General features: G+C 43.2%; 28 protein-coding genes. 24 read left to right on the top strand and 4 right to left on the bottom strand.

Going from position 1 to position 25142, the window contains the following annotated elements:
- Positions 1–5 precede the first annotated feature (5 nt).
- From ACFP56_RS07075 to spo0A, 18 genes are all read left to right on the top strand, one after another.
- Entirely contained in the window at positions 6–626 is a 621-nt protein-coding gene (locus ACFP56_RS07075; protein ID WP_379232689.1) for a SpoIIIAH-like family protein, read from the top strand.
- A 178-nt stretch (positions 627–804) separates the two neighbouring features.
- The gene (gene accB, locus ACFP56_RS07070; protein ID WP_379232687.1) at positions 805–1302 is read left to right on the top strand and encodes an acetyl-CoA carboxylase biotin carboxyl carrier protein; all 498 of its coding nucleotides are present in this window, start codon (positions 805–807) and stop codon (positions 1300–1302) included.
- Positions 1303–1350: 48 nt separating this feature from the next.
- Positions 1351–2706, top strand: a complete 1356-nt coding sequence (gene accC, locus ACFP56_RS07065; protein WP_379232685.1) for an acetyl-CoA carboxylase biotin carboxylase subunit — start codon at positions 1351–1353, stop codon at positions 2704–2706.
- Positions 2707–2820: 114 nt separating this feature from the next.
- On the top strand, positions 2821–3225 hold the full coding sequence (locus tag ACFP56_RS07060; RefSeq protein ID WP_379232683.1) for an Asp23/Gls24 family envelope stress response protein: 405 nt from the start codon (positions 2821–2823) through the stop codon (positions 3223–3225).
- A gap of 84 nt (positions 3226–3309) precedes the next feature.
- Entirely contained in the window at positions 3310–3867 is a 558-nt protein-coding gene (gene amaP / locus ACFP56_RS07055; RefSeq protein ID WP_379232681.1) for an alkaline shock response membrane anchor protein AmaP, read from the top strand.
- 14 nt (positions 3868–3881) lie between these two features.
- On the top strand, positions 3882–4112 hold the full coding sequence (locus tag ACFP56_RS07050) for a DUF2273 domain-containing protein (protein WP_379232678.1): 231 nt from the start codon (positions 3882–3884) through the stop codon (positions 4110–4112).
- Positions 4113–4212: 100 nt separating this feature from the next.
- The gene (gene nusB, locus ACFP56_RS07045) at positions 4213–4653 is read left to right on the top strand and encodes a transcription antitermination factor NusB (protein WP_379232676.1); all 441 of its coding nucleotides are present in this window, start codon (positions 4213–4215) and stop codon (positions 4651–4653) included.
- A 90-nt stretch (positions 4654–4743) separates the two neighbouring features.
- Positions 4744–5598, top strand: coding sequence for a bifunctional methylenetetrahydrofolate dehydrogenase/methenyltetrahydrofolate cyclohydrolase FolD (folD, locus tag ACFP56_RS07040; protein ID WP_379232673.1), 855 nt, complete (start codon positions 4744–4746; stop codon positions 5596–5598).
- The gene (xseA, locus tag ACFP56_RS07035; protein ID WP_379233296.1) at positions 5598–6950 is read left to right on the top strand and encodes an exodeoxyribonuclease VII large subunit; all 1353 of its coding nucleotides are present in this window, start codon (positions 5598–5600) and stop codon (positions 6948–6950) included. Before folD ends, xseA begins: the two co-directional genes overlap by 1 nt.
- On the top strand, positions 6947–7195 hold the full coding sequence (gene xseB / locus ACFP56_RS07030) for an exodeoxyribonuclease VII small subunit (protein ID WP_379232671.1): 249 nt from the start codon (positions 6947–6949) through the stop codon (positions 7193–7195). The genes xseA and xseB overlap by 4 nt, the downstream gene beginning before the upstream one ends.
- Before the next feature lie 6 nt (positions 7196–7201).
- Positions 7202–8116 (top strand): polyprenyl synthetase family protein, encoded by a 915-nt coding sequence (locus ACFP56_RS07025; RefSeq protein WP_379232669.1) that lies wholly within the window; start codon positions 7202–7204, stop codon positions 8114–8116.
- A 109-nt stretch (positions 8117–8225) separates the two neighbouring features.
- Entirely contained in the window at positions 8226–10118 is a 1893-nt protein-coding gene (gene dxs, locus ACFP56_RS07020; RefSeq protein WP_379232667.1) for a 1-deoxy-D-xylulose-5-phosphate synthase, read from the top strand.
- A 23-nt stretch (positions 10119–10141) separates the two neighbouring features.
- Positions 10142–10972, top strand: coding sequence for a TlyA family RNA methyltransferase (locus ACFP56_RS07015; protein WP_379232665.1), 831 nt, complete (start codon positions 10142–10144; stop codon positions 10970–10972).
- A 140-nt stretch (positions 10973–11112) separates the two neighbouring features.
- The gene (locus ACFP56_RS07010) at positions 11113–11577 is read left to right on the top strand and encodes a hypothetical protein (RefSeq protein WP_379232662.1); all 465 of its coding nucleotides are present in this window, start codon (positions 11113–11115) and stop codon (positions 11575–11577) included.
- Between the two features lie 23 nt (positions 11578–11600).
- Complete coding sequence (ahrC, locus tag ACFP56_RS07005; protein ID WP_379232660.1) at positions 11601–12053, top strand: transcriptional regulator AhrC/ArgR; 453 nt, start codon at positions 11601–11603, stop codon at positions 12051–12053.
- Between the two features lie 64 nt (positions 12054–12117).
- Positions 12118–13824: a DNA repair protein RecN gene (recN, locus tag ACFP56_RS07000; RefSeq protein WP_379232657.1), complete on the top strand. Its 1707-nt coding sequence runs from the start codon at positions 12118–12120 to the stop codon at positions 13822–13824.
- Between the two features lie 107 nt (positions 13825–13931).
- Positions 13932–15263: a SpoIVB peptidase gene (gene spoIVB, locus ACFP56_RS06995; RefSeq protein WP_379232655.1), complete on the top strand. Its 1332-nt coding sequence runs from the start codon at positions 13932–13934 to the stop codon at positions 15261–15263.
- Positions 15264–15501: 238 nt separating this feature from the next.
- Positions 15502–16317 (top strand): sporulation transcription factor Spo0A, encoded by an 816-nt coding sequence (gene spo0A / locus ACFP56_RS06990; RefSeq protein WP_379232652.1) that lies wholly within the window; start codon positions 15502–15504, stop codon positions 16315–16317.
- A 167-nt stretch (positions 16318–16484) separates the two neighbouring features.
- Here spo0A and ACFP56_RS06985 read toward each other — a convergent pair whose 3' ends face one another.
- Entirely contained in the window at positions 16485–16835 is a 351-nt protein-coding gene (locus ACFP56_RS06985; RefSeq protein ID WP_379232650.1) for a hypothetical protein, read from the bottom strand.
- 248 nt (positions 16836–17083) lie between these two features.
- Here ACFP56_RS06985 and ACFP56_RS06980 point away from each other — a divergent pair, with 248 nt between their 5' ends.
- The 4 genes from ACFP56_RS06980 to ACFP56_RS06965 all read left to right on the top strand — a co-directional run bounded on the left by ACFP56_RS06980 (position 17084) and on the right by ACFP56_RS06965 (position 20298).
- The gene (locus tag ACFP56_RS06980) at positions 17084–17926 is read left to right on the top strand and encodes a flagellin (protein ID WP_379232647.1); all 843 of its coding nucleotides are present in this window, start codon (positions 17084–17086) and stop codon (positions 17924–17926) included.
- Between the two features lie 139 nt (positions 17927–18065).
- Positions 18066–18986, top strand: coding sequence for a LysR family transcriptional regulator (locus ACFP56_RS06975; protein WP_379232645.1), 921 nt, complete (start codon positions 18066–18068; stop codon positions 18984–18986).
- Positions 18987–19147: 161 nt separating this feature from the next.
- Entirely contained in the window at positions 19148–19855 is a 708-nt protein-coding gene (locus tag ACFP56_RS06970; protein WP_379232643.1) for a gamma-glutamyl-gamma-aminobutyrate hydrolase family protein, read from the top strand.
- Positions 19856–20007: 152 nt separating this feature from the next.
- On the top strand, positions 20008–20298 hold the full coding sequence (locus ACFP56_RS06965; RefSeq protein WP_379232641.1) for a DUF6509 family protein: 291 nt from the start codon (positions 20008–20010) through the stop codon (positions 20296–20298).
- 83 nt (positions 20299–20381) lie between these two features.
- On the opposite strand, the gene ACFP56_RS06960 is transcribed toward ACFP56_RS06965, so the two are convergent.
- The 3 genes from ACFP56_RS06960 to ACFP56_RS06950 all read right to left on the bottom strand — a co-directional run bounded on the left by ACFP56_RS06960 (position 20382) and on the right by ACFP56_RS06950 (position 22407).
- On the bottom strand, positions 20382–21716 hold the full coding sequence (locus tag ACFP56_RS06960) for a hypothetical protein (protein ID WP_379232639.1): 1335 nt from the start codon (positions 21714–21716) through the stop codon (positions 20382–20384).
- A gap of 143 nt (positions 21717–21859) precedes the next feature.
- Positions 21860–22021 carry a mechanosensitive ion channel protein MscL gene (locus tag ACFP56_RS06955; protein WP_379232637.1) on the bottom strand — a complete coding sequence of 54 codons (162 nt, stop codon included), beginning with the start codon at positions 22019–22021 and terminating at the stop codon, positions 21860–21862.
- 83 nt (positions 22022–22104) lie between these two features.
- Entirely contained in the window at positions 22105–22407 is a 303-nt protein-coding gene (locus tag ACFP56_RS06950) for a DUF2627 domain-containing protein (protein WP_379232634.1), read from the bottom strand.
- A gap of 187 nt (positions 22408–22594) precedes the next feature.
- Here ACFP56_RS06950 and lpdA point away from each other — a divergent pair, with 187 nt between their 5' ends.
- A complete protein-coding gene (gene lpdA, locus ACFP56_RS06945; protein WP_379232632.1) occupies positions 22595–24016 on the top strand; it encodes a dihydrolipoyl dehydrogenase in 1422 nt (473 codons plus the stop codon).
- A gap of 95 nt (positions 24017–24111) precedes the next feature.
- Positions 24112–25140: a thiamine pyrophosphate-dependent dehydrogenase E1 component subunit alpha gene (locus ACFP56_RS06940; protein WP_379232630.1), complete on the top strand. Its 1029-nt coding sequence runs from the start codon at positions 24112–24114 to the stop codon at positions 25138–25140.
- The last annotated feature ends 2 nt before the right edge of the window (positions 25141–25142 follow it).

Raw genomic sequence — 25142 nt, 5'->3', positions numbered from 1 at the left:
TTTTCATGAATACGAAAAGACAAACAATTTGGCTTGTTTCAATGCTGAGCTTAATGGTAATTCTATCGGCCTATTATCTTTTTACACAAGACATCAATAGCGATAAGCAGCTGACTGATGCAACGAATTTGCAAAATTCATCCGAAGTAAACCTTGTTGTCGATGAAGAAGCGACAACTGTTAGCGGTACTGCTGAGGACGGAAGCAATTACACAATTAGCGATCTTGAGCAGGAAATGCTAACTCAGCTTGAAAAGGATGGCTATTTCAACAGCAGCACGTTCAGCAATTTGATTGCTAAGCGCGAAAATCAGCTAGAGGAAAAAGAAAATCAAGTTATGTCGGTTCTTGCAGATGTTTCTGCTGACAAGGATCGTACACAGGATGCAATTAGTGAGCTGGCTGCACTAGAGCAAAAAATGGAGAAGCTGACTCAATTGGAGAGTGAGTTGCAGGAAACCTATGAGATTGCTCATATCTCAGAAGAGGTGGACGATAAGTTCAAAGTTGTAATCGCTAGCGACAATCTCGAGAAAAAGCAAGCTGCTCAAATTATTGAGCAAGTAATCGCAGACCTTGAGGTGCGTCCGGATCAAGTGTCCGTGGAGTTTGTTCCTAATCCATAATAAACAATAAATTGTACATTTGAAAAAAAATTTTGAAGTCATACAGGAAATAACTCCATTACAAGCGAATATATCGCTTGTAATGGAGTTATTCAGCGTTTTGCAAAAAATAATTCGTGTTATGAAAAGAATGTGATATAATGTTAAACGTTATGTGAAAAAAGGAGTGATTACGTTCATGTTTAAGTTGAGCGAGATTAAAGAGTTAATCAAATTAGTTGATCAAACTTCCGTTGAAGAGCTCGAGATTGAAAATGAGGGTTCACGTCTCCATATTCGTAAGCCTGGTAAATCAGAAGTGGTTACGGTGCAGCCAGCTCCAGTTATGCATACATATACACAACCTGCTGCAATTCCTGCCCAGTCTGCTCCACAAGCAGCTCCTGTACAGGAAGCAACTGCTGCTCCAGAGCAGTCATCAGCGGCTTCGAACAATTATCATAAAATTACATCGCCAATGGTAGGGACATTCTACAGCTCTCCATCGCCAGAGGCAGCGCCATTTGTAAAAGTCGGCGATCGTGTGAATACGAAGTCAGTTGTATGTATTCTTGAAGCAATGAAACTTATGAATGAATTAGAAGCAGAAGTAAATGGTGAAATTGTAGAGATTCTGGTTTCCAATGGTCAATTGGTTGAATTCGGACAACCATTGTTCCTAGTTAAAGCGGACTAGCTGTTTACCACTGTCGTGAATAGAAGCTTGAAAGGGGTTCTCATTAAAATGAAATTCCAAAAAATTCTTATTGCGAATCGTGGTGAGATCGCGGTTCGAATTATCCGAGCATGTCGAGAGCTTGGAATTCAAACAGTAGCAGTTTTTTCTGAGGCTGATCGCGATTCTCTGCATGTTAAGCTTGCAGATGAAGCGTATTGCATTGGTCCAGTTGCATCTAAGGACAGCTATTTGAATTTGACGAATATTATGAGTGTAGCAACGTTGGCTGAATGCGATGCCATCCATCCAGGCTATGGTTTCTTGGCAGAAAATGCTGACTTCGCAGAAATTTGCGAGTCGTGCAATATTACCTTTATTGGTCCGTCTCCAGAAGCTATAAGCAAAATGGGCGACAAGGCGGTAGCAAAACAAACAATGAAGGATGCGAGCGTACCTGTTATCCCAGGCTCTGATGGTCTCATTGAAGATCTGGATGAAGCGATTATGGTGGCGCGTGATATCGGCTATCCTGTCATTATTAAAGCAACAGCTGGCGGCGGAGGAAAAGGGATTCGTATCGCTGAGGATGAAGCAAGCCTGATCTCTCAGATTACGACTGCGCAGCAGGAAGCGCTGAACAACTTCGGCAATGGCGGAGTTTACCTTGAGAAGTTTCTTACGGGCATGAAGCACGTTGAGGTGCAGATTATGGCCGATAAGCATGGCAATGCGGTGCATTTATTTGAACGCGACTGCTCGGTTCAGAGACGTCGTCAGAAGCTGATCGAAGAAGCGCCTTGTGCTACGCTGACGCCAGAGCTTAGAGAAGAGATGGGACAAGCAGCTGTTCGTGCAGCGCTTGCTGTTCAATATTCTGGTGCAGGTACGCTGGAGTTTTTGCTAGGTCCGGATCAGAAGTTTTACTTTATGGAAATGAATACGCGTATTCAAGTTGAGCATCCCGTGACGGAGATGGTTACGAATGTTGATTTGATAAAGGAAATGATTTCGGTTGCTGAAGGCAATCCGCTTTCATTCTCGCAGGATGATCTTAACATTCATGGCTGGTCGATTGAATGCCGTATCAATGCAGAGGATTCTGAACGCAATTTTATGCCATCAGCAGGCCATATTCCATTTTACCTGCCTCCTGGCGGTATCGGTGTGCGTGTAGATAGTGCAGTATACCCTGGCTATACAATCTCTCCGCATTACGATTCCATGATTGCGAAGCTGATCGTTTGGGGAGCGACGCGTGAAGAAGCAATAGCTCGTATGAAGCGTGCTTTGAAAGAGTTCTCAATTGAAGGCATTAAAACAACGATTCCATTCCACTTGAAAGTACTGGAGCACGAAAAGTTTGTAAGCGGTGATTTTGATATTAAATTCCTTGAGGATCATGATATTAACGGAGCATCTTAGAAGAATCAGTACAAGTGTTTGTCATAATTCTTGCTCAATGTTATAGTATAGAAATAAGTAACAAAGGTAAGCATGACCATATGCGTGTATTGATAATGTGGAGGTGTAACTAACATGAGTTTAATCGCTGAATACGAAAAAACAGATATGGGAACTATTCAAATCGCTCCAGAAGTTATTGAAGTCATTGCAGGCCTTGCAACAATCGAGGTAGAAGGTATCGCAGGCATGAGTGGTGGTCTTGCAGGTGGAATTGCTGAATTGCTTGGTAGGAAAAATGTTGCTAAAGGCGTTAAAGTAGAGGTCGGTCAAAAAGAAGCAGCAGTCGATGTATCAGTCATCGTTCAATATGGATTTAAAATTCCTGAGGTTGCGAACAGTGTTCAAGAGAATATTAAGCGTTCTATTGAAATTATGACAGGTTTGAACGTGGTAGAGGTAAATGTACATGTGCATGATGTTCATCTTAAATCAGAGGAAAAAATCGAGACAGATGATCAATCGCAGCGTGTGAAGTAAGTAAGTGAATTATTAACCCCCTAGAAGCCTAAGCAATGCGCTCGGCGCAGGGGGTTGATTACGTTAGACGAGAGGATGAAGATCTTGATCAGAGTTGTGGACAAGTTATTGTTGTTTTTGTACAGTATCGTGATTGCTGTCATCTCTGTTGCTGCTATTTGCATCGGTTTTGGATGGATTACTGGCTCAATGACGATTGATGCAATCGACAGGCTGTATAGCAATAGCAATCTTCAAATAACGATCGCTATTATTGGAATCGTATTGTTACTCATTAGTCTTCGATTTTTCATTGTCTCACTTTCTCGAGGAACAGTCTCTTCCCAGTCTGTAGATCAACGTACGGAATACGGTGATATTCGCATTTCCATTGAAACGATGGAAAATCTGGCGCTAAAAGCAGCTATGAAGCAGCGCGGTGTCAAGGATCTTCGTGCTCGTGTACATGCTACTGATGCGGGAATGGACATCGTACTTAGAACGGTTGTAGATGGTGAAGTAGCTATTCCACAGCTGACAGAAGATGTACAAAAAGCAGTGAAAAGCTATGTGGAGGAAATTACAGGTATTCCTGTAACGAACGTTTCCGTATATATTGCCAATATCATTCAAACCAATACGATTAAAAGTCGTGTTGAGTAGAGGTGAGTCTATTGATGTGGAAAGAGCTTTGGAATCAGTACTGGAAGCGAATCATTGGTGCAGGAGCAGGCTTGTTTTTTGGAATCATCTATTTAGCGTTTGGTTTTTGGGATATGCTATTCTTAGGATTACTAATTGGTGCAGGTTATTGGTATGGCAAGCAAAAGGAATTCACATCCGGTTCTGTTTTTCATTGGGAACGAATGTGGCAATCAATCGCGAAGCTTTTTAGACCATATCGCTAAGCTGTGGTCTCCTCCGTGCTTCGGATAGGAAGATGCGATTCGCAGCAGGGACGAGATCATATGGATATGGTTCGCATTATGGGATATACGTGGAGGGTACATGAAACGACGATTAGCAAGAGAGATGGTTATTTCGAGCTTGTATAGCATGGAGCTAAACGAGGTACAGGCTTATGAGGCATTGCAACGAGTCATTGAAGAAATTATGGCTGATGATGAAGTAAGCGATAAATTCAGTGATGATAATACGAATGAATTTGCGCGCAAGCTGCTGCTCGGTGTAGTGGAGAATCAAGCGGCAATTGATGATTTGCTGACAAGCTGCTTAACAGGCTGGCAGGTGGATCGTCTGTCGCGTGTTGATCGCCAGATTTTACGTTTAGCATGTTTTGAGATGGTATTTAGTGATGATGCGCCGCCTAAAGTAGCGGTAAATGAAGCGATTGAGCTTGCAAAGCATTATGGCACAGAGGAATCAGGAAAGTTTGTTAATGGCGTTCTTGCCAAGCTGTTGAAAAACTTGGATTCAACAAAAGCATAAGCTTGTCGCTCCTATGGCGATAAGCTTCTTTATTGTTAGCAGGTGTTGTTTTTATATATACAATTTGTTCATGAAGAGGAGAGATTCGTGATGGCAGCTAACATAATTGACGGAAAACAAATCTCGGCGGCAATGCGTGCTGAGATGGAAGCTGAAGTAAACGTATTAAAGGAAAAAGGAATTACACCGGGCTTGGCAGTTGTTTTAGTAGGTGAAGATCCAGCAAGCAAGGTTTATGTTGGCTCGAAGGAGAAGGCTTGTATTCAGCTTGGCATGTACTCTGAGGTGCATCGTCTGCCTGCTGATACAACAGAGCAGGATGTTCTTGCCTTGATTGACAAACTGAATAATCAAGCAACGATTAATGGAATCTTGGTACAGTTGCCGCTTCCAAAGCATATCAACGAAAAAGCGGTCATAGATGCGATTAGTGTACATAAGGATGTAGACGGCTTTCATCCTGAAAGTGTCGGCAATCTTGTGATTGGAGATGACAGCTTGCTTCCATGTACGCCAGCGGGTGTAATTGAGCTTATTAAGCGCAGCGGTGTGGAAATATCAGGAAAGCATGCAGTCATAATTGGCCGAAGCAATATTGTAGGTAAGCCGGTCGCCATGCTTCTACTTCGTGAAAATGCTACTGTTACAATCTGTCATTCTCGTACAGCGAATCTGCAAGAGATGGTCAAGCAGGCTGACATCGTAGTAGTAGCGATTGGTCGTGCAAATGCGATTGATGCCTCTTATATTAAGCCAGGTGCAGTTGTTATTGATGTTGGAATTAACCGACTTGATACTGGCAAGCTGGCTGGAGATGTTGATTATGCAAGCTGCCTTGAAACAGCAGGATATATAACACCTGTTCCGGGTGGGGTAGGACCGATGACGATTACGATGCTGATGAAAAATACGATTACAGCGGCTAAAAAAGCAAATGGGATGTGATTCTTCTGGAGCCACATGTTTATACGATAAAGGATATTAACAAGTATATACGGATGAAGATGGACGGCGATGCTGTACTGTCTGATGTTTGGCTGCGTGGGGAAATTTCCAATTTCACTCACCATTCAAGTGGCCACATGTATTTTACTTTGAAGGATAAGGACAGTCGTATTAAATGTGTGATGTTTGCCTCCCATAATGCTCGATTGAGATTTGTACCTAAGGAAGGGGCAAAAGTGCTTGCCAGAGGTACAATCTCAGTATTCGAGCGAGATGGAGCCTACCAGTTTTATGCCAACGCGATGCAGCCGGATGGCTTGGGCAGCTTATATCTTGCTTATGAGCAGCTGAAAGCAAAGCTAGAAGAGGAGGGGTTGTTTGCTCAGTCACGCAAACGTGCTCTTCCTCTTTTTCCGCATACGGTAGGGGTTATAACTTCACCAACAGGCGCAGCTGTCAGAGATATTATAACGACGATTAAACGCAGATTTCCTGCTGCCAATATTTTGCTCGCTCCAGTTCATGTTCAAGGAGAGCTAGCAGCACCCTCTATCGCCAAAGCGATTGCAGCAATGAATGACTTTGGGGCTTGTGACGTTTTGATTGTGGGTCGTGGTGGCGGTTCTATGGAGGAGCTGTGGGCATTTAACGAAGAGGTGGTTGTGCGGGCGATAACAGCCTCCCTTATTCCTGTCATAAGTGCAGTCGGTCATGAGACGGATTATACACTATCAGATTTTGCTGCAGATGTGCGTGCAGCAACTCCAACAGCAGCAGCAGAGCTAGCTGTTCCGCATGTGCAGGAGATGAAGGCTGCTCTGCAGCGCTATCATCAACGCTTGGACCATGCTATAAAAGGTAAAGTTCTAAGCTATGCCGAGCGCTTGAAACGCGTGCAGCGAAGCACGGTATTTTCACAACCAAAGCGTTATTTCTTGCAGCATGCTGAACGTGTGGATTTCTTGCAGCTTATGTTGAAAAACAGCTTACAGGACAAGCTGCAGCGCAGTAAATTTCAGCTTTCGGAACGTCAAAGCAAGCTGGTACGTATGCATCCTGAACAACGTGTTCAAATGCTGAAAAGACAGGTTGATCATTTGCAGCAGCAAATGCTGGAGCTAATGAAAACAACATACAAGCAGAAGCAGCTGCAAACTGGAGCGTTAATTCGGCAGCTTGATGCACTAAGTCCGTTAAAGGTAATGGCTAGAGGCTACAGTCTTAGCTATACGGAGGATAACAAGCTCTTGAAGCAGGTCTCACAGGTAAACGTAGGAGATACGATTAAGGTAAGGGTAACGGACGGCAGCTTACTATGCAAAGTGGAACATAAAAAGGAGGAGAAAGCATGAGCGACTTGGAAAATATCAGCTTCGAACAAGCACTGGATCGGTTGGAGCAAGTTGTAGCGCAGCTTGAAAGCGGGGATGTTCCGCTAGAACAAGCAATTGAGCTGTATCAGGAAGGGATGAAGCTGTCGAGCATATGCAGCAGCAAGCTACAGCAGGTTGAAAGCAAGATCGAAATGCTAATTCAGACTGAGCAAGGGCTGGCAACGAAGGCATTTGCTGCTTCCCAACTTGATAAAGGAGAGTAGAACACGTTGAAGCATTCACAATCCATACAAGAGCATATACATATGGTGGCAAGTGAAATAACGGAGGAGCTTAAGCGTTCATTGAAGGCATATGACGGAGCTCCTGAAAAGCTGATTGAAGCAATGGAATATTCGCTAACAGCTGGCGGGAAACGAATCAGACCATATATGGTATTGGCAGCAGCTTATGCGATTAATGCTGATGAGACAACAGTCGCGAAAGCGATAGCTCCTGCCTGTGCAGTGGAGTATATTCATACGTATTCCCTCATCCATGACGATTTGCCCGCCATGGATAATGATGATCTTCGTCGCGGAAAGCCGACCAATCATAAAGTGTTTGGCGAGGCGCTGGCGATATTAGCAGGAGATGCCTTATTAACAGGTGCATTTGGCCTTATTACTTCATTAGTTCGCGATGGACAGCTGGATGCTCGCATCGCGGTTGATATTATTGACGAGCTTTCTACTTATGCAGGTGCGCTTGGTATGGTTGGCGGCCAGGTAGCAGATATGGAAGGCGAACAGGGGATTACTTCAATTGAGCAGCTTCAATTCATTCATCAGCATAAAACAAGCGATTTAATTGTTTTTTCCGTTAAAGCTGGTGCGAGAATCGCAGGTGCCAACGAGCATCAACTGCAACAACTTGAGCTGTATGGACGTAATATAGGTATGGCTTTTCAGATACAAGATGATGTGCTCGATCTTATTGGCGATGAGCAAAAGCTGGGCAAACCTGTACAAAGTGATATTGCAGAAGAGAAGGTTACCTATCCATATTTGATTGGATTGGAAGAAAGCAAGTCGCTAGTCGTTAAGCTGACAGAAGAAGCGAAGGCTGCTGTTCTTGCTGCTGATTTGGCCTTCCCTAATCAATTATTGGAGCTGGCAGATTATTTGGTTAATCGGGAGTCCTAACCATCATCCAAAACTGTTATTATGTAGGATGTCAAAGATTGTGATATAATACAGATAAGTGTCTGTTAGTTGGGATAACCACTCTTTTTTTGAAAGCGAGGAAAGCGATGTGCTTTTAGATCAAATAGATGACCCGAAACGCTTGAAGCAATTAACGGTTGATCAACTCGATCAATTAGCTGAAGAAATTCGTCAATTTCTAATAGAAAAATTGTCTCTCACGGGTGGTCATCTTGCTCCGAATCTTGGAGTTGTCGAGCTTACCTTGGCGATGCATTATTTATTTGATAGTCCAAGCGACAAGTTTATTTTTGATGTAGGTCATCAATCGTATGTTCACAAAATTATTACGGGACGCAAGGATCAATTCGATACATTACGTAAGTACAAAGGGTTATGTGGTTTTATAAAACGTAATGAGAGCGAGCATGACGTATGGGAAGCAGGACATAGCAGTACGTCGCTGTCAGCTGCGATCGGCATGGCGACGGCGCGCGACTTTAAAGGAGAAAAAAACCGTGTCGTGGCTGTTATCGGGGACGGAGCGCTAACTGGCGGTATGGCTTTGGAGGCGCTTAACCATATTGGTCATGAGAAGCGCAAGCTGATTGTTATTCTTAATGATAATGAAATGTCTATTGCTCCTAATGTTGGAGCGCTTCATCAGTACTTAGGGAAAATTAGAACAGGCAGACAATACCAAAAAGCAAAAGAGGATGTTCATCAGCTGCTTAATAAAATTCCTGCGATTGGCGGTAAATTGGCTGAAACGGTCGGGCGATTTAAGGACAGCTTAAAGTATTTGCTCATGAGCGGCATCCTTTTTGAACAGTTTGGTCTTTCTTACTTAGGTCCTGTCGATGGTCATGACACGGAGGCTTTGCTGGAAACGCTGAAGCAGGCAGATCGAATTAATGGTCCCGTGCTTGTACATGTCATTACGACAAAAGGCAAGGGCTATAAGCCTGCTGAGAACGATTCACATACATGGCATGGGGCATCTCCGTACAAGATCGAATCCGGAAAAATGGTAAAAGCAGTTGGGCCTCCGATGTATACAAAAGTATTCGGTGATGTGCTGATTGAGCTTGCTGAGCAGGATGAACGAATCGTTGCGGTTACACCTGCTATGCCTAGCGGCTCAGGGCTGCTTGAATTTGCAGATAGATTCCCGACACGGATGATTGACGTTGGGATTGCTGAGCAGCATGCGGCAACGATGTCAGCTGCACTTGCAATCGAGGGCATGAAGCCTGTGTTCGCGGTATATTCTACATTTTTACAGCGAGCATACGATCAAGTCGTGCACGATATTTGCAGACAAAACCTGAATGTTATTTTTGCTATTGATCGTGCCGGCTTTGTTGGCCCAGATGGTGAAACGCATCAAGGCGTATATGATATTCCGTATTTGCGTCATGTACCGAATATGGTGCTTATGATGCCGAAGGATGAAAATGAGCTTCGTCAAATGATGAAAACAGCCGTTGATTACAATGATGGTCCAATCGCGGTTCGTTATCCGAGAATTAATGTAGATGGCGTCGAGCTTATGCCTGAGCTTACATCTATTCCAATTGGTACTTGGGAAGTGCTAAAGGAAGGCGAGTCTGGTTATGCCATTTTGGCGATTGGTCCAATGCTGAAAATTGCAAAAGAAGCATCGGAGCTGCTTATTAGAGAAGGTATTGATGTAGAAATTATAAATGCAAGGTTTATAAAGCCTTTGGATAACGAAATGCTGCTTCGCCTTGCCAGTCAGCATAAGAAACTGGTTGTGATTGAGGAAAGTGCAGAGCTTGGCGGCTTAGGCAGTGCGATTCTGGAGTTTTATGCTCAGCAGGGCATTGATGATATGAGCGTTCGCATTAAAGGGGTTCCGGATCTGTTCATCGAGCATGGCAGCATTGTAGAACAGCGCAATGAGGTAGGCTTGAATGCATTGAGCATCGTGCAGTTAGTTCAAAGTATGAAAGCTAAGCGTAAAAGAAATGCGAATTAGCTGGTTGGATAGGTAGGTAAAAGATGACAACAGTACCTAAGGAGCGAATCGATGTATTGCTCGTTGAGGGCGGATACTTTGATAGTCGTGAAAAAGCAAAAAAAGCGCTAATGGCAGGATTAGTGCTGGTTGATGAAGTTCCGATTGATAAACCTGGCATGAAGGTCGCTCGCACAGCTGAGATAAAGGTTAAGGGGGCGCTGCACCCTTATGTTAGCCGCGGTGGGTTGAAGCTGGAAAAAGCAATTCGAAGCTTTGAGCTGGATCTTAAGGATGTAACGATGCTGGATATCGGCTCATCCACGGGCGGATTTACGGATTGTGCCTTGCAGCACGGTGCAGCATACGTGTATGCCATTGATGTAGGCTATAATCAGCTTGATTGGTCGCTTAGACAGCATCAGCAAGTAAATGTCATGGAACGAACGAATTTTCGTTATTTGACGATGAAGGACTTGCAAGGGCCTTCTCCGAATTTTGCAAGCATTGATGTATCGTTTATTTCACTTAAGCATATTTTGCCGAATTTATCGACTCTGCTGCCAGTTGGCGCTTCGGTTGTAGCATTAATAAAGCCGCAATTTGAAGCAGGTAGGGAAAAAGTAGGGAAACTCGGAGTTGTTCGGGAGCCTGCCGTTCATAAAGAGGTGCTCAATCAGGTTTTAACGATGGCGTCTGAGATCGGATATAAGCTTCATCATTTAACTTTTTCACCGATTACCGGTGGAGAAGGGAATATTGAATTTTTGGCGCACTGGACTTGGGAAAACAAGCCGTTTATTGATGAAACCTCTACACAGTTAATACATGATGTGGTTGAAGAGTCGAATACAACCTTTAAAATATCACGATAAATCAATACGCACAGCAAAGATGCCTAACGAGTTTATTCGGAAGGCATCTTTTCTCTTTACAGCAAGCAAGCTCATTTGATAAACTAGAAATGCAAACAAGTGTTCTCTATTGTGAATAAGCTGAGAGGAGATCGGCGAATATGGATAACCTTGTTGAACTTTTTATTATGATTATAGCAGGCATATTTTTGTTGGCTTTGTTGTATCGCTCTTTTTATCGATGGCTGCATGCCCCGGCAACGATATCAAGAATTAAGCTAGGGCGTGGTGGGAAGCTTAAAGATAATGATCCGAACGTAGAGCTGCTTGAACGACATGGATATGTTGTCATCTCTGGAAGACATCAGATTCCAGTTGTCGTAGAAGTTGACAATGACATACTAGAACGTTCAACATCCATCATTATTGATTATATTGCAGAGAAAAAAGGCTTGTCATACATTGTAAAGTACGAGCGAGAACGTCAGCCTATAGAATTGACTGCAGCTGATTTGAAGAAGCAGCTGCTTATGTACACCTTATTATTGCCGGATATGAGCGGCATTTTGTATATCAACCATAAAGAAAATTATATTCATAAAATCGCGTTCCATGTTGCGGAATAAAATGAATAGGGGACAAGGACAGTATGAAGGGAATCAGGCAATTTAAAATAAAGGAAATTATTTTAGACCGTGATATTGAAACACAGGAGGAGCTTGTGGATGCTTTGCGTGAAAGCGGCATGAATGTAACTCAGGCCACTGTCTCACGCGATATTAAAGAGCTGATGCTTATTAAAATACCTTCAACCTCCGGTGGCTACAAATACGCCATGCCCGGTGAGACTCAGAAGGCCAATCCAATTTATAAGCTGAAGCGAGCGTTGCAGGACCACTTTACACATATCGATTATACGGATAATTTGGTTGTGATGAAATGCTTGCCTGGTACAGCTAACGCGATTGCCGCCTTAATTGACAGTATGGATACGACAGATATTATGGGCACAATTTCAGGGGATGATACGATCTTGATCATCTGTCGCTCGAAGGAGCAAAGCAAGGCGGTTGTCGAACGGTTTCTTGCCATGCTGAAATAGAAATCGCGAACAGAAAAGTTTCGGATAAGTAAAGTGAAGGAATAGTTCAAGGAGGCGATTCTTCATGCTACACGAGCTGTCGATACGAAATTTGGCAGTAATTGAAGAAGCGAACGTACAATTTCATAAGGGCTTTCATGTTTTAACGGGAGAAACAGGGGCAGGTAAATCTATTTTGATTGATGCATTAAGTCTTGTCGTAGGTGGTCGAGGCTCTGCTGACATGGTCAGGTACGGGTGCGAGAAGGCTGAAGTAGAGGCTTTGTTTGATTTGCCAATGGAGCATCCTGTTTGGCAGCGCTTATCCAACCTCGGCATACAGCATGATTCATCGGAAATGCTCATCGTACGAAGGGAACTTACTTCCTCTGGAAAAAGCAGCAGTCGTGTCAACGGGCAGCTGGTTACGATTACAATGCTGCGGGAAATTGGTGAAAGTCTTGTCAATATTCATGGTCAGCATGAGCATCAATCTCTGTTAAAAAGCGAGCAGCATTTGGAATGGCTTGATATGTACGGAGGGGCCGAGCTGCTTTCTCTGAAGCGGCAATATAGCGCTCAATATGAGCAATTGCTTCTTGTTCGTTCACAGCTTCACGAGTTGGACAATACCTCTCGACATAATGTACAGATGCAGGATTTGTATTTGTTTCAAATTGATGAAATTAGCGCTGCTAAGCTAAAGCCAGGTGAGGACGAGGAGCTTCAGGAGCAGCGTAAAATGCTGATGTATGCAGAAAAACGTTCAGCTTCTGTTAATGAGGCATATGGCTTGCTGAACGACGGACAAGGCCTGGATGCGATTAGTCGCGCTATTAGCAGGCTTACGGATATTGTAAGCTACGATGAGGCAGCTCTTGCGCCGATGCTTGAACAGCTGCAATCAGCTTTTTATTCTGCAGAGGACGTCATGTATCAGCTTCGTGGTTACCGTGACGGCATTGAATCTGATCCATTGCAGCTCCAACAGGTTGAGGATCGGCTTGATCTTATTCGCAGCCTGAAACGCAAATACGGTGAAACAATTGAGGAAATTAATGCATATCTCGAAAAAATTATGGAAGAGCGAGATAAGCTGGAAAATCGAGATGAGCTATTGCAGCAGTTGAAGGAGCAGGAAGAAGCGATTTATTCAGCTGCATTCGTTCTGGCACAAAAGCTTTCCATGCTGCGACAACGTACTGCTCAGCAGCTTGCTTCAGAAATTAAAGAGCATTTAACACAGCTGCAAATGGGCGCAGCTAATTTTGAAGTGAATATGCAAACTGTTCCTCATGAAGATGCGAGCTCGGTTCGCTTAAGCGCAACTGGAATTGATCATGCTGTATTTATGATGAGTACGAATCCTGGTGAACCATTAAAACCATTACATAAGGTTGCATCCGGTGGAGAGATGTCGCGGATTATGCTGGCACTTAAAACCATTTTTGCGACGATCGATCAAATCCCAGTTCTTATCTTTGACGAAGTGGACACTGGGGTTAGTGGACGTGCTGCACAGGCCATCGCAGAGAAGCTGTCCAGACTTGCTAATGATTGCCAAGTATTTTCGATTACACATTTACCGCAAGTGGCTTGCATGGCTGATCACCATTATGAGATAAGTAAACAATTTATAGGTGAGCGAACGTTCACCTCTGTTACTGAGCTTGAAGGCGAACTGCGTATTAATGAACTTGCACGTATGCTTGGTGGTGTGGAAATTACGGAAAAAACTAAACATCATGCACAAGAGATGCTTGATTTGGCTACAGGCTTGAAAGGTGCTTGAATCAAGGAAATTTGGGATGTTTTTGTGGTCATAAATCTTTCTGCACAGGGTAACTTAATGTTACGCCATTGGCGATTAAGCGATGGAATGACAGGAGCGTGAATAGATTGGACCCAAAGCAACCTAAACGTATTTTTGGATTAATTCTTGTCGTATTAGTCGGTCTAATCGGGGTGTCTACACCGATGCAGAAAATTGTAGCATTCCCTAATGAGCTCAGACTATTTACAGGACAGCTTAAAAACGTACAGTACAGTGTGCCTGTACAGGCTGAACTAACGGTTGATCCAGAAGTACTGCAAGTGAATGGTAAAGCACAATCGTCATTATCCGTTAGTTTGAAAGAACCGTTATCATTACATTCCTATCAAATTGGAAAAACACAAATGAAGGTAAAGCTTTTTGGCAAAATTCCCTTCAAAACCGTTAAGGTTGACATTGTTCCAGACCTAAAAGTTGTACCAGGCGGTCAAACGATTGGTGTAAAAGTGAATTCCGCAGGTGTTCTTGTCGTTGGACATCATCAAGTGGTGGACGAAGCGGGCAACAAGCAGTCTCCTGGAGAGACAGCAGGCCTTCGTCTTGGTGACATGATTACAGCAATCAATAAGGTAAAGGTCAATGACGTAAAAAAACTTGGCGAGCTTTGTGAAAAGTACAGTTCTCATAAGAAACCATTAACGGTTACGTTTTTACGCAATGGCAAATCGATGACAACGAAGCTAAAGCCGATTTATGATGTGCAGGAGAAGGAATGGCGAATTGGCTTGTATATTCGAGATTCCGCTGCTGGTGTCGGAACGTTAACGTTTTATGCCCCTGACCAAGGCGTATATGGTGCATTAGGTCATGTTATAACGGATATGGATACTGGAACACCCATTGTCGTTGGTGACGGAGAAATTCTTCAAGCAAGTGTCACGTCGATTAATAAAAGTCAAACAGGCGATCCCGGAGAAAAACGGGCACATTTTGTAAAAGAAAAGCAAATACTTGGCAACATTGAAAGAAATACTGCGTTCGGCATATTCGGCAAAATGAATGAAATGCCAACACACAGCTTCGAGGAACAAGCTATTCCTGTCGCATTCGCAGAGGATGTTAAGGAAGGACCAGCTCATATTTTGACTGTAGTAAACGGCCAAAAGGTGGAGCGCTTTGATATCGAGGTTGTTCATGTTGCGAAGCAATCCTCACCTGCTACTAAAGGTATGGTCATTAAGGTAACGGATGAACGTCTAATTAACAAAACAGGTGGAATTGTACAAGGAATGAGCGGTAGCCCGATTATTCAGGATGGCAAGCTCATTGGTGCAGTGACACATGTCTTTGTTAACGATCCGACATCAGGCTATGGATGCTTTATTGAATGGATGCTTCAGGACGCTGGTGTACTGCTTCACACAAATGAAGCAGAAGGTACGGACTTAGCTTCATAAACAAGAAAATGCTATCCGATTCATTGGAGATCGGACAGCATTTTCTTGTTTATGATGAAATCTGGTTGCTTATGTCGAATCAGAATGATTTTTGTTGTGAATTATTAATTATAGCGAAAAGATGAAAAAAAATAAAGAAAAAAGTTTTTCGACAGGAGGAATTATGATGGGCATGTCGAAATTGTAAAAGACAGAAGTTAATCTTACATTCATATTTAATTAAAGGGAGGCAAACATCTTGCAGAAGATCGACGTACTATTAGCAGATGACAACCGAGAATTTACAAACTTATTATCGGAGTATTTCGCCAGTCAAAGTGATATGAATGTATGCGGTGTAGCTTATAATGGAGAAGAAGTGTTGCGGCATTTAGAAAGTACAAGAAAGCTACCTGACGTACTTGTCCTAGATATCATCATGCCTCATCTCGATGGCCTTGGTGTATTAGAAAAAATTCGTGAAATGGATCTTAATCCGATGCCAAAAGTGATTATGCTAACAGCATTTGGTCAAGAAAATATTACACAGCGTGCTGTTCAATTGGGTGCATCCTATTATATGCTTAAGCCATTTGATATGGATATGCTATCCAATCGTATTAGACAGCTTGTAGGTGTGCCGTCAACTTCGACGACATCGTCCTCATTCACTTCAAGCTTGTCAACTAGCCGCTCTAATGTGGTCCCAATCGGCAAGCATAAAAATCTTGATGCGAACATCACAAGCATTATCCATGAAATTGGTGTTCCAGCTCATATTAAAGGCTATCAGTATTTGCGTGAAGCGATTACGATGGTGTACAATAACATCGAAATTTTGGGTGCAATTACGAAAACATTGTATCCTGCAATCGCCGAAAAATTCAAAACGACACCATCACGCGTAGAACGCGCCATTCGTCATGCGATTGAAGTCGCTTGGACGCGCGGCAACATCGACAGTATCAGCCACCTATTCGGCTATACGGTCAACATAAGCAAATCTAAGCCAACCAATAGCGAATTCATAGCGATGGTGGCAGATAAGCTAAGAATTGAGCATAAGGTGTCTTGAAAGGATGAGGAGTGAGGCGTCTTACTCCTTTACATAATACATACATTATAAAATACCGATTATATGGAGTGAATACTCGATGAAATCGGTATTTTTGATTGCGCATCACAACCCATAACGAAAAAGGAGATAGGTTCCCTGTAACAGGAATTCTATCTCCTTTTGTTTTACAAATTTTTATCAATAGGTGGCAGCTTAAAATCATCACTGGGTTCCAAGACATCTGCTGTTGATTTCGATTTTCCTGTTTCGGGATATGCTCTTTGCCCTGAAGATTTAGGTAATAATTGCTCCAGCTTGTTTTGAATATCTTCGATAACAGCAATCGCGTAAGAGAGCGTGTAAAACAGTAGAGAGGCTACGATTCCACTCACCCACCAAACGAGAGCAGTTAGAATACTGAATTCAGTTTGATGGTACCCTGGAGCGAGTATATTGACTTTTATTCCGTATACAAAACCTAACACAAAACCTCCAAGCAAAGCTGCCCAGGCTATATATCGCAATAAGCTTACCATGTTCTCACCTCCACGATTGTTAGTTTACCATAAAAAGTAATTAGTAGTTAGTGCTTCGATGTGTCCGTACGTCAAGAAAAAACAGGGAAACGCTACAAGGACTGCTGCCAAACTGACACAACACTTACAAATAATAATGAAAAACAGCAAAACAAGTTGCCAAAAACCTGTAAAAATGATGGTAAGTCTTGTATAATATAGGCAGAACACGCGTAGCCGTGAATAGATCGTAAAGGAGAAAGCGTTCCATGTATATCAATACGAATACAATGGCATTAAATGTGCTGCGTAATTTTCAGACACACCAAAATCAGTTAGCCAAATCAATGGAACGACTTTCTACTGGTTATCGTATTAATCGGGCAGCTGATGATCCTGCAGGATTAGCGATTTCTGAAAAAATGCGATATCAGATCAATGGCTTGAAGCAGGCTTCGCGTAATATTCAGGACGGAATCTCACTATTGCAAACAGCTGAAGGCTTCATGAATGAAATTCATGCAATGCTTCAAAGAATGAATGTACTTGCCAACCAAGCAGCAAACGGTACGTATGATGATAACGATCGCAACAAGCTGCAGCTCGAATTTGATCAGCTGCGAGAAGAAATTATTAGTATTGCTAATGGCGGACAATTCAACGGTATTATGCTTCTGAATGGCGACACTGCGAAGGATCCAAACAACAATAAAAAAGGGCTAGTGCTGCAAATCGGCAGTGAAGCACATGATACGTTGGAGATGGATATGCCGAATTTGCAAAGCTTGCTTGGCATATTGAATGGATTGGATCTTTCAACAAGTGCAGGCGCTCAACAAGCAATGGGGGATTTGAAAAAAGCGGTAAACGATGTTTCCAATGAACGCGCCAAGCTAGGGGCTTATCAGAATCGACTGGAGCATCGCAACAATTTTGTTTTAACTTATGCTGAGAATCTAACCGCAGCTGAATCCAGAATCCGTGATGCGGATATGGCTGAGGAGATGACGAACTTTGTACGTGCCAACATGCTGTCTCAAGTATCCGTGTCTTTGCTCGCACAGGCGAATGCCATGTCGAGACAAATTTTGAAGCTGTTAGAGATACAATAACGTATAAAATAATACAATCCAAGGCGATTCTTCATAGAGGAATCGTCTATTTTTGTTGCATCAAGTAGTACGGAACACGTAAATGTCTAGTCATGCAGTGCCATAATCGCTACAATGGAGCTAGGTGGGAGGGATTGAAGTGACATTACAGCAGTTGAAGTATGTGCTAGAAGTGAATAAACACGGTTCAATGAACGAAGCCGCGAGGCATCTTTTTATATCTCAGCCAAGTCTTTCAAATGCGATCAAGGATCTGGAGAAGGAGCTTTCCATCACGATCTTTGAGCGAACGAATAAAGGCATTACACTGACTCAGGAGGGCATTGAGTTTCTTAGCTATGCCAGACAGGTAGTAGAGCAAGCCGAGCTGCTGGAAAAGAAATATATGAACGCAGCCCCATCTCCGCAGCATTTTTCCGTTTCCACTCAACATTACGCATTTGCAGTAAACGCATTTGTTCATCTTGTTAAGGAGCATGGACAGCAAAAATACGAGTTTGCCCTTCGAGAAACAAAAACGTATGAGATTATTGAAGATGTTAAGACGATGCGAAGTGAAATCGGAATCTTGTTTTTAAATGACTTCAACCGAAAAGTCATATCGAAGCTGCTACGTGAAGCAAATTTGCAGTTTCATCGATTATTTGTAGCCAAGCCTCATGTATTCATTAGCGTCTACAATCCACTAGCTTCTCGAAAAAGCGTTACAATGGAGGATTTGGAGGAATACCCTTATTTGTCATTTGAGCAGGGGGAGTATAATTCCTTCTACTTTTCTGAGGAAATTCAGAGTACCGTATCAAGGCCTAAAAGCATTAAAGTAAATGATCGGGCAACCTTATTTAATCTGCTAATTGGCGTAAACGGCTACACGATATCCTCTGGTGTGCTTAGCAAAGACCTGAATGGCAATGAAATAATACCTGTACCGCTTGATATTGACGACCATCTCGAAATTGGCTGGATTGCACATCGCAATGTTACCTTGTCTATGCTAGCAGAAGCCTATATCGAAGCGTTAAAACAGCATACTGAACAGGGCCAGGAGCTTGTTGAGTGAATCAACGTGAAGCAATTCCCTCTCATAGTTGCTATGTAAGGGGATTCAACGCGATCCTTATGCAGGAAGTGTAAATCTTCATGAAAGTAGTGTATTCAGCTAACATACTTCGTTTTATACAATGGAGATATACTGGTTTAGGAGAAGTAGGAGGCAGAAAAATGAGAAAACCGTTAATTGGTATATCTCCATTATATGATGAACATAAAGAAAGCTACTGGATGCTGCCAGGGTACATGAAGGCGATTGAGGAAGCGGGAGGGATTCCACTAATGCTTCCGCTAACCAATGATTCGTCCGTATTGGAGCAGCTCATTACGACAATAGACGGGCTATTGTTTACTGGTGGTCACGATATACATCCAGCTTTGTATGGACAGCAGCCTGTCGAGGAATGTGGAACAGTTATTACAGAACGAGACGAGATGGAAAAGCGGTTGTTTCAGCTTGCTCATGCAGTGGATTTACCGATGTTCGGCATTTGCCGCGGTATTCAGCTGTTTAATGCGCTGCTCGGCGGTACACTATATCAGGATATTCCAACACAATATGAGACGAGGCTAAATCATCAGCAACGCCCACCTTATCATCAGCCATGTCATGAGGTGATGATTGAGCGACGAAGCTCGCTTTACCGCTTGCTGGGAACGAGCATGCTGAATGTCAACAGCTATCATCATCAAGCTATTCATGAGCTGGCACCAGGGTGTCAAGTGATGGCACGTGCATCTGATGGAGTCGTTGAAGCGATTGAGCACCCAGCATATCGTTTTTTAAAGGCGGTTCAATGGCATCCTGAGTTTTCACACGAAACGGATGAGGCAAGCAAGGCGTTGTTTCGCAGTTTTGTCGAGGCCGCCCAACAATAAGGACACAGTAAGCCAAGCGTAACTGCTCGAATTAGTTGCGCTTGGCTTGTTTATTTCGCAGTGTATTTAGTGAATTCCAAGTAGCCGACATAGCACAAGTTGGCAAGCAGTGGTATAATACGTAAGAATGGCATGGAAAAAGGAGACTAATAATGTTTACAATTCAGGAATATACGGTAGAAACAGTAGCGGATCCGTTTCGTATTTTGGAAGGCGAGCGCTATGAATTTATGATTGATGTTGAGGTTGAGGAAGACGACGAGCTGTTTCATGAAGAAGGGGTTAGGCTGCGTGTTGTGTACGCCGTTATTGACGGGAATGGCAAAGTCGTGAGATACGAATTTCAGACCGCAGGCACTGGCGCTTATCTCGACATCGAGATGGAAGACGATGAGCTTGTAATGGTTGAGAAGTTTTGTGCAGACAGCTTTAAAGATGCTTAATGCATCTCGCTAATCCATGATCACATTAATGTAATGTAAACGGAATTGAAAAGAGGAGACCGAATTGGTCTCCTCTTTTACTATTATTTGAAATCAGTTCCGCCAAGGTAGTTGTAGAAGGCGATGTTAGCCCAGAATTGGTAGCTCTCGACTTCAACATCAGCATTAACCTTTTTGAATCCTTCAGCGATATCTTTCACCTGCTCATTTAATGAGAAGGTTTGAGCGTAATAGTTGCCAAGGGATACTTTATTGTTGGAGATGGAAACATAATCCTCAAGCTGAGTATTCGTATAGTAAAGCGGTTGCCACCATGAGCCGTAAATCAGTCCTGGCTCATCGTCCGCATCTTTTTTAGCGTAGTCAAGCACGATTTGCTGGAAGGCTTCCTTATCTTCGATCGTGTTGAATTCAAAGCTAAGATCGTACTCTTTGGAGAATGCAACATAATTGCCGTTATTAATTTGTTTTACCTGGAAAGATTCAGACTCAGAAGGCTCGCCCCATTCACTCAAGTATAGGAAGGCAGAAGTTTTTGGTTCAAGTTGAACTTTAGCATCGATTCCTTCGCTGCGCAGCAGGCCGATTAGCTGGATCGCATGTTTCAAATCAGAATGACCATATGTAATTGCGTACTCATCAACGAAGTTTGCTTCATAACGCGCATCCTTGAAGTTATAGCCAGTAATAATTTCTTGCTCCAAGGCTGTGTCAACAATTTTTTGAAGCTCGCTGACTTGAATAATGTCAGAGGAATTGAACGCACTAATCAGCTTAGCAATTAAGCTTGCGTCAGAAGCGTAACCCAAATAGTTTTTGTAGCTGCCGTTATAGCTTGCAACTTCACCTAGTACATAAGCGACAAAGTCAGAGCTGGCAGGCTGCTTTGCAGTCAATTCACTATAGAATTGTTCGGGAACGATATTGTTGTCAATTGCAACAGCAAGCTCTTGAGCAACATGCTTTACCCAACGTGAAGAGGATGAGTTGATTTTTGCAAGCGCAGATTCGATTTTTTCATCCGTATATGTGGCGGCCAATTCTTGCAATCCGGCTGCACGTACAGCTAGAATCGCAGCTACCCATGGGTCAAGCTGCTGCTTTGCCTCAACGGTCGTGCTGGAAAGATAGCCTTTCTCATACAATTCCGCAGCTGCTTTGTAAAATTCATCGCTTGCTGCAAGATCAGTGAATGTATATTCTTCTGCAGCTTCACCTGGCAGAAGCTCTGCAACATAGGAAATAAATTGTCCTTTTGTTACGTTATCGGAAACCGTTAAATCAAATTTACTGCTTAAAAAAGTTCGGTACTCATCAGCAGTAAGAGGGGCAGCATAAGCTGGCTTGGCAAGCGGGAAAACAACGATACTGGCTGCAAGTGCTAATGCGGCAATTTTTTTAGTAGAATTCCAATTCATCAATTTCTCCTCCAATTCTAATCCCTAGCATTTTTGTATGAATTAATAATAATGGAAATGGATGAGATTGTCTAAACATATTTTCCCAACGTCTACATCAAAATACCTATATTGCTATATACATAAAAATAGACGCTTCGACATTAGTACTCGAAGCGTCTAGACAGATAAACATTTGCACCATATTTTTCAACAAGCTGCTCTACCTGCTGGTCAATGAACTGCTTCAGCTCTCTTAAGCGTGAAGTCATCGGCCTTAGTGTTTCAATCTTTTCACCGTCAACAATGACGTCAAAAACGATCATGCTGTAATCCACCTCCTTTACTTAAAATCAGTATAAGGGTGGATTGTTAATAGGAAATTAAATAACAATTAACAGCATGTAAATTATGAATTGGATTTCGTTGGTTTTGGTGGCTTATTGCGCTTTTCTTTAAATCGAGGGGCAACATAGTTGCGCTTGCGATCTCGATAAAAGGTCCAGCCTCCAATAAAACCTGCTCCAGCAGCAAACATAATCAATCCAAGGATGAACTTTCCCCATTCAAAGCTTGGACTCATCGCTTCATTGCCAAACATACTCCAATAATCAAATATAGAATCCTTCATTTTTAGGAAGCCAAAGCAGGCAATGATGCCAGGCACAACGAGAAGTATAATGGCGACTAATCGTTGGATCATTAATTTCATGAGTGAGCTCCTTCTGCAACCATTTTCATAAAAACAAACCATATCTCTCATCGTACCATAAATTGCCCTGCAAAGGTATACCTGTGCAAAGACGATGCAGGAAGTGATAAAAAGAGGTACAATAAGGAAATGAACGACTAACAGATGATAAAGTGAATAGTTGAACTTATAAATGGAGGGTTATCGTATGGCGATTCAAGTGGATGTTGCAATTTTAGGAGGAGGGCCTGGCGGGTATACCGCAGCGATTCGAGCGGCTCAACAGGGTAAATCAGTTGCCATTGTGGAGATGGATAAAGTTGGCGGTACTTGCTTGCATCGTGGCTGCATTCCGTCGAAGGCGCTGCTGCGCAGCTCAGAGGTGTATCGCACGATACTCGAATCTGCTAAGTATGGGATAGCTGTAGATCAGGTTTCGTTTGATTTTGGTGCAGTACAGCATACGAAGCTGGAAAAAGTCGAGCAGCTGCACAAAGGACTTCAAGGACTAATGAAGCGTTATGGCATTCAGATTATACACGGAAAAGGTCGCGTAATTGGGCCGTCTATTTTTTCTCCGCGCAGCGGAGCGCTAGCTGTCGAGCTTGCTGACGGTGAAACAGAATCTGTTGTAGGGCAGCAGCTCATTATCGCAACAGGATCTCGAACGAGAAGTGTTCCGGGATTAGAACCGGATGGACGCTTTATATTAAGCAGCGATCATGCCCTCGAGCTGGACAAGCTGCCTGAGAGCATGCTAATCGTTGGTGGGGGAGTAATAGGGGTAGAATGGGCGACATTGCTGCATGACTTCGGTGTGCAGGTCACGATTGTGGAACTGGGTGCGAGACTGCTCCCTGGAGAAGATGCTGAAATTTCACTAGAAATGACCAGGCAGCTAACTAAACGTGGTGTTCGAGTATTGACTGGAGTGGAGCTTGATGCAGCAAGCTATCAAACGGGACCGACTGGCTTTTCGATTTCAGCTAAGACAGCTGACGGAAGTGTGGTGCTAGAAGGCGAGCAAATGCTCGTATCAGTCGGGCGTATCGCGAACTGTGATGATATTGGGCTCGAAAACACCGATGTAAAGGTGAAGAACAATGTCATCGTTGTAAATGAATTTGGACAAACATCCGAGCCGCATATTTATGCAATTGGCGATGTCATTGGCGGAGTACAGCTTGCACACGCTGCTGCGCATGAAGGGCTTGTCGCTGTTGATCATATATGTGGAAAGGATATCTATCCAGTTGCGGCTCATCAGATTCCGCGCTGCATCTATTCCTATCCTGAGGTTGCATCTTATGGTTATACGGAAGCATCAGCAGTTGCAGCAGGTTATGAGATCAAAAAATCCAAGGTTCCATTTGCCGCAATTGGCAAAGCGATTGTATCGGGTCATCCAGAAGGCTTCGTGAAAGTTATTGCTGACAAAGCCACGGATGACATTCTGGGCGTACATATTATTGGCGAGCACGCAACGGAATTAATTAGCGAGGCTTCTCTTTCCGGCTGGCTAAATGCAGCACCGTGGGAGGTCGGAGCTATGGTTCATCCGCACCCTACGCTTTCAGAAGCTATTGCAGAAGCAATGATGGGTGTAAACGGTCGAACAATTTCATTATAAATGTCACATATTATTTTGTGCTCCTTAGGAGTATAATAGAAATAAGATGTGGTATTAGTACCAGGTTTTAATTTCTAGAAGAGGAGGAAGATAATATGTCATTATTGTCTTCGACAAGTCAACAAGCGAGGCATCAGCAGCTGGAACTGGGAGATGAAGCATTAGTTGCAATGTATACGCAAATGCTCACAGCAAGAATGTTTGATGAGCGAATGATGCTAATGCAGCGAGCAGGAAAAGTGAATTTTCATGTATCTGGTATTGGCCAAGAGGTCGCTCAGGTTGCAGCAGCCTTTGCACTCGACAGAGACAATGATTATTTTCTTCCTTATTATCGTGACTACGGCTTCGTGCTTTCTGTTGGCATGACACTTCGTGATTTATTTTTATCCGCTTTTGCTAAGGCAGAAGATCCTAATAGCGGCGGCAGACAAATGCCTGGGCATTTCGGAAGCAAGAAGCTTCGCATCGTTACCGGCTCAAGCCCTGTAACGACACAGGTTCCGCATGCTGTAGGCTTTGCGCTAGCGGCCAAGATGAAGCAAAAAAACTTCGTAAGCTTTGTAACATTTGGTGAAGGCTCTAGCAATCAGGGTGATTTTCATGAAGGATGCAACTTCGCTGCGGTACATAAATTGCCTGTTATATTAATGTGTGAGAATAATCAGTATGCAATCTCTGTACCTGTTCATAAGCAGGTAGCGGGAAAAATATCGGATCGTGCGTTAGGCTACGGCATGCATGGTGAGCGTGTCGATGGCAATGATGCATTGGAAGTTTATCGTGTCGTCAAGGAAGCTCGCGAGCGAGCGATACGTGGAGAAGGCCCTACGTTGATTGAAGCGATGATGTATCGAATCTCGCCGCATTCTACGTCAGATAATGATTTGGCTTATCGCACGAAAGAGGAAGTAGAGCATCATCGAGCACTCGATGGGCTGCCAAGGTTCAGAATGTATATTCAAGAGCTGGGCCTATGGGATGATGAGAAGGAACATGCTTTGCGCGAGGAAATTAAAAAGCAATTGGACGAAGCAAGCAGCTATGCCGATAAAGCGCCGTTTCCTACTCCAGAATCCGTACTTGATCATGTGTACGCAGATGCTCGCAAGGAGGAAAAATAATA

This window comes from Paenibacillus septentrionalis (genome assembly GCF_042659865.1).
Taxonomy (GTDB): Bacteria; Bacillota; Bacilli; order Paenibacillales; family Paenibacillaceae; genus Pristimantibacillus; species Pristimantibacillus septentrionalis.
Note: the sequence above shows the minus strand (reverse complement) of the source record. Positions and strands in the feature narration are given on the sequence as shown.